The 5,144-nt window shown below is 41.1% G+C and carries 5 protein-coding genes; all 5 read left to right on the top strand.

Annotated features, from left to right (window positions below):
- Positions 1-226: 226 nt before the first annotated feature.
- Positions 227-655 carry a hypothetical protein gene (locus JUI58_RS13780; protein ID WP_348539893.1) on the top strand — a complete coding sequence of 143 codons (429 nt, stop codon included), beginning with the start codon at positions 227-229 and terminating at the stop codon, positions 653-655.
- A 74-nt stretch (positions 656-729) separates the two neighbouring features.
- Positions 730-990: a hypothetical protein gene (locus tag JUI58_RS13775; RefSeq protein WP_204104374.1), complete on the top strand. Its 261-nt coding sequence runs from the start codon at positions 730-732 to the stop codon at positions 988-990.
- A 250-nt stretch (positions 991-1,240) separates the two neighbouring features.
- On the top strand, positions 1,241-1,513 hold the full coding sequence (locus tag JUI58_RS13770; protein WP_204104373.1) for a hypothetical protein: 273 nt from the start codon (positions 1,241-1,243) through the stop codon (positions 1,511-1,513).
- Positions 1,495-1,944, top strand: a complete 450-nt coding sequence (locus JUI58_RS13765) for a PIN domain-containing protein (RefSeq protein WP_204104372.1) — start codon at positions 1,495-1,497, stop codon at positions 1,942-1,944. The genes JUI58_RS13770 and JUI58_RS13765 overlap by 19 nt, the downstream gene beginning before the upstream one ends.
- Positions 1,945-1,986: 42 nt before the next feature.
- Entirely contained in the window at positions 1,987-5,019 is a 3,033-nt protein-coding gene (locus JUI58_RS13760; protein WP_204104371.1) for a DUF1156 domain-containing protein, read from the top strand.
- Positions 5,020-5,144: the final 125 nt, after the last annotated feature.

Here is a 5,144-nt window from a genome sequence, read left to right as displayed (position 1 = left end):
AAATCGTGAATTGTTAATGCGATCGCGTTTAAATGGGGTTCATTGGGTAGACTATTTATGCAATTAGCGAGCAAGATGCTCGCACTACGATAAAATCATGAATTGTTAATGCGATCGCGTTTAAATGGGGTTCATTGGGTAGTGCGAGCGTCTCGCTCGCTGGCTTTAATAGCCTCGATAAAATCGTGAATTGTTAATGCGATCGCGTTTAATCATTGGGGGAGAAATGCAGGAATTTCAGCTTCGTGTTGTGCCGATGAGTAACAATGATTTTGCCTTGGAATTGTACCAGTGCGCCTATAAAAAAGCGGGGGCGAAAAAACGTCCCGCCGCGAAACGATTGGGGCGCTTGAAAGGCAATGCTTTGGTTTTGGCGCGACATAATATTTATCAAGTTTTGAAGGCGAATCAATACGATCCGAAAACTTTATCCCATAAGCGCCAAAGTCCTTACATTTTAAGTGAAGAAACCGGGGTCAATTTGGCGATTTTATTTCAAACTTTACAACCTTTACGAAAGGTGGATAAAATTTTAAATATTACTTCTGGTATTAAGGAGATGAGCAATGAGGAGTCACATTATTGGTTTGCTAAGGTGAACAATGGCAAACGTAACCCCGCTTTACGCGCCCTGCGAATTTTGTTGGGGGAATAGTATATATAGGACTTACGCCATTTAAGATAAAATGCTACACTAGACAATAAAGAAAAAGATACAATTGGAGCATCATGCGTTTAATTCACACAAAAGCGACTGTAGAAAATGGGAAATTATTCTTAGATGAATCTCTTGATAATTTGCCTGCTAAAATCAAAAGAGTTAATGTAATTATTGCGATTGAAGAACGAGAAAATTCTGAAGGCGATCGCTCGGATTCATACGAAGAATTACGCCAGATTGCAAAAGCCAATGGATATGATACCCGAGAGAAAATAATAGATTTAATTAAACAAGTTAAGTTTGAGATTTTAGAAGAGGGAGGCTACTAATGTGAATTTACCTTCTAATATTTCTCGTCTATTTTTTGATACAAATATCTATATTTTAGGCGTAGAAAACCTCGATTCTTTTGAAGCAAAAATTTTAACTAGAAGATTTTGTGCGATAATTTATCACGTAGTGCGAGCATCTTGCTCGCTAGTGGTCTGTCATACTACGAAAATAATTAAACCCGAGGGATCGCAATTTAAGATAAAATGCTACACTAGACAATAAAGAAAAAGATACAATTGGAGCATCATGCGTTTAATTCACACAAAAGCGACTGTAGAAGATGGGCAGTTATTCTTAGATGAATCTCTTGATAATTTGCCTGCTAAAATCAAAAGAGTTGATGTAATTGTCGTACTTGAAGACGAAAAAAAACAAGAAGAGTTCGAGCAGGTACGAACCGAAATGCAAGAAGGATTTAAAGAGGCTGGAATTGTCACTCGCGAACAAATTATGCAACTGATTAAGGATGTCAAAAAGGAAATATATCAGGAGCAACATGAATGCAAAGAATCTTTTTAGATACTAATGTTTATATTCTCGGTCAATTAAATCCTGCTTCTAATGAAGAATTGATTTTAAAATGGGTAGGATTTTACGATTCCGATCTGCGATCGCAAATTCAAGTTATCATTTCAGAAGAACTGATCAAGCAAATTTTACGAGTTTGCAAAAGAGTACGGAATAAAGATTGGGGATCGAAAATTGTCGATCGCATTTGGAAAAATCTAAATTATGTACTTGTTCCTAAAACTGAGGAGTTACAAGCTGAAGCGGATCTACTTCTTACTAACAAGTTGATCCCTTCTGAAGATATTTTAATTTACCTCAGTGCTAAATATGGGAAAGCCGATCGCTTTGTTTCAGGAAATCGAGAATTGATTAGCGCGATCGCCGATTTTCCTTGTTTAACTTCAGAAGATTTTGTGCGACAATATATTTTGACTCTTTAGGATATTTCTATGGAACGCCCTCACTTGTTTATCGAGAAAATAATGCCTATAAAACTCCTGAATCAACAGGTGTATTACGAAAATGGGGGAAACCCGTTTAAGGGGCTGCATCGCTGGTTTTCTCGCAAGCCTTTATCTTTTTCTCGGGCTTCGGTGTTGGCTTCTTTGTTACCTGGGTCTATTTCTTTGGAGGAATTTGAGTATCTGTTGGGGATATATTCTGAGGGAGAGTTGGAGTTTTTGCAAAAGTCGGGGTTAAGTAAGGAGGAAAAGGAGAAGAAAATAAAATCGGCGGTGAAGCTCTACAAAACACCGCCGGGGAGCAAAAGAATTCAAAAAGTACATGATTATTGTGAGGAAACCTGGGGGACAAGGACTCCGGTGGTTTTGGATGCTTTCGCTGGTGGGGGAAGCATTCCTTTTGAGGCGGCGCGGTATGGGTTACGGGTTTATGGGTCGGATTTGAATCCGGTGGCGGTGGTGACGATGAAGGCGGCGATGGAGTATCCTTTGCGTTTTGGTCCCGATTTGCAGGTGGATATTGATAAGTGGGTGAAGTGGGTGGGGGATGAAGCAAAGCAGCGTTTAGCTGAGTTTTTTCCGTCGAATCCTTCACAAGGGGGAGAACCGGAAAAGGTACAAAATTATTTATGGGCGCATACGGTGCAATGTCTCAGTTGTAATTCTACTGTTCCTTTAAGTCCGAATTGGTGGCTCGATCGTTCTCCGGGAGCAGGAAAAAAAGGGCAATGGTGTGCAGTGAAACCGATTCCTAATCTTGAAGAAAAGCGGGTTGATTTTGAATTAATTCGAGGGAAAAAGGGGAAGGGAACAACAATTTTATATCATCCTGACGAGCAGTTTTTAAACCCTAGCGAGCAAGTTTTAGGTGCTGATGACGATAAAAATGTAGTGCGATCGTCTCCCTCGCTGGGGGGTTCTATCAGCGAGCAAGATGCTCGCACTACCGCCAAAAATGATTTATTGGAATTCGATCCTAATGATTACAGTACCATTAGCCGAGGAGTTGGGAAATGTCCGAATTGTGGCAATGTGATTGAGGATGATGTGATTAAATCTCAAGGACAAGCAGAAGGTTTAGGACATCAACTTTATGCAGTGGCTTATAAAAAAGGGAAAGGGAGTTTAGAGTTTAGAATTCCTACAGAATTAGATTGGGAAGGTTTTCTTAATGCTAACGATTTTATTGCAGATTCTAAAAACAGAAATAGATGGGAAGCATCAAGTTTTTTACCAATTCAAGAAATTCCCTCGAATACCCATAGGGGTCCAGATATGTATCTTTATGGGATATATCATTGGCATCAAGTATTTAACCCTCGTCAACTCTTAACCCTTGTTACTTATGTAGAAATTATCAACGAAGCTAAAGCGAAAATACAGGAAGAATGCGAAACTGAAAAAGCTGAAAAAATCGCCTCGGTGCAAGATGATTTTGAGAAAGTGGCAGAATTAGAGGATTATTATCGGGCAAAAGTTGAATCGATTAGCATTTATTTAGGTTTAGTAATGGATAGATGTGTTGATAAAAATTCACGCCTTACTATTTGGGATACTTCAGCAATCAAAGTAAATAGGGCTTCAACAACTCACTCACTAAATTTAATGTGGAACTATCCCGAAAGTAGTGGTGATTGGAGACTTTGGTTATGGTGTGCTGCAACTGTCTCAGACGATTACACAAAACTTTGTGGATATCTTGGTATAGAAATAAATTTATCAAATATTCAAGACATTGAAACCCATGCCGAAAAAACCATCCAAATCGATGCAGCCTCAGCCGATAGCCTCTACCATATCTCAGATAACAGTGTCGATGCCATCATCACAGATCCTCCCTATTATGATGCTGTTCGTTATGGTGAATTATCAGACTTTTTTTATGTCTGGATGAAAGCCAATTTACAAGATATTTTTCCCAATATATTTATTAACGAACTCACCGATAAAGATAGAGAAGCAATCTCCAATCCTGGACGCTTCCGTAATATGGGAGCCAGCCCCGAAGACCTCGCCAACCAAGACTACGAAGCCAAAATGGTCTTAGCCTTCGGGGAATATTACCGCGTCCTGCGAGACGACGGCGTAATGACAGTACAATTCAACCATAAAGAATCCGGCGCATGGGATACCCTCGCCAAATCCCTGATCGATGCAGGCTTCGAGATAACCGCATCTTGGGCAGTCAGTACCGAAAACCCCCAAAACCTGCACCAGGCAAAGAAAAACAGCGTTTCCAGCACCGTCCTCCTGGTTTGTCGCAAACGGGATCCCAACGCCCAACAAGCCTGGTGGGACGACCTGCGCCCGGAAGTCGCCAACTTGGTCGAAAGTCGCGCCCCAGAATTTGAAGCCAACGACATCACAGGCATCGATCTGTACTTAAGTGCCTTCGGTCCCGCCCTCAACGTCTTCTCCAAACAATACCCCATCCTCGACAGTAGCGGACAAGAAGTACGCCCCGAAGAAGCCTTCGCCGAAGCGAGAAAGGCGATCGCCAATTATCGTTTCCGCAACCTCGTACAAACCGAAACCGCCGGATTTGACCCTTTAACCCAATGGTATCTTTTAGCTTGGGATGCCTTCAAAGCGCGAGAATTCCCCTTTGATGAAGCCAGACAACTCGCCTTAGCGATCGGGGGTTTCAACGTCTCCGATCTAGCCAAAACCCACAAACTCCTCAACTCTGCAAGCGGTACTTGCAAACTCCTCACCCCGCAACAACGGCTAAAAAAACGCGCTTTCTCCCTCAACGATCAAGAATTCACCTGTCATCATCTCGTGGATGGACTCCACGCGATCCTGGCGCTTTACCAGGAGGAGGAAAATCTGCAATTGGTGCGACGTTTCCTGAAAAATACAGGTTTAGTCAGCAATGATTTATTTATGAAAACCCTGGAGGTGGCTTTTAAGGTCATTCCCGAGACAGTTTCAGAACATCAAGTTTTGTTAAATCTCTGGTTGGGAATGGATGAGATTAAGGCTAAAGTTGTTGTGGAACAATTAGAAATTCCTTTTCAAGAAGAAGCACAATTAAATCTATTTGATTCGTAAGGCGATCTTTTGTTTTTGGGTGCATCTTAGTTTTGTAAAAATAGCGAGAATCAGTTTTGTAAAAATAGCGAGAATCAGTTTTGTAAAAATAGCGAGAATCAGTTTTGTAAAAATAGCGAGAATCA

Origin of the sequence: Spirulina sp. CCY15215 (genome assembly GCF_016888125.1) — a bacterium.
In the GTDB taxonomy this organism is placed as follows: Bacteria; Cyanobacteriota; Cyanobacteriia; order Cyanobacteriales; family Spirulinaceae; genus CCY15215.
The sequence above is the reverse complement of the archived record's forward strand: the minus strand, read 5'-3'. Positions and strand labels throughout refer to the sequence as shown.

Coding starts and splice junctions, on each gene's coding strand:
- JUI58_RS13765 (WP_204104372.1), top strand. CDS start 1,495: ATGCAAAGAATCTTTTTAGATACTAATGTTTATATTCTCGGTCAATTA.
- JUI58_RS13770 (WP_204104373.1), top strand. CDS start 1,241: ATGCGTTTAATTCACACAAAAGCGACTGTAGAAGATGGGCAGTTATTC.
- JUI58_RS13780 (WP_348539893.1), top strand. CDS start 227: ATGCAGGAATTTCAGCTTCGTGTTGTGCCGATGAGTAACAATGATTTT.
- JUI58_RS13760 (WP_204104371.1), top strand. CDS start 1,987: ATGCCTATAAAACTCCTGAATCAACAGGTGTATTACGAAAATGGGGGA.
- JUI58_RS13775 (WP_204104374.1), top strand. CDS start 730: ATGCGTTTAATTCACACAAAAGCGACTGTAGAAAATGGGAAATTATTC.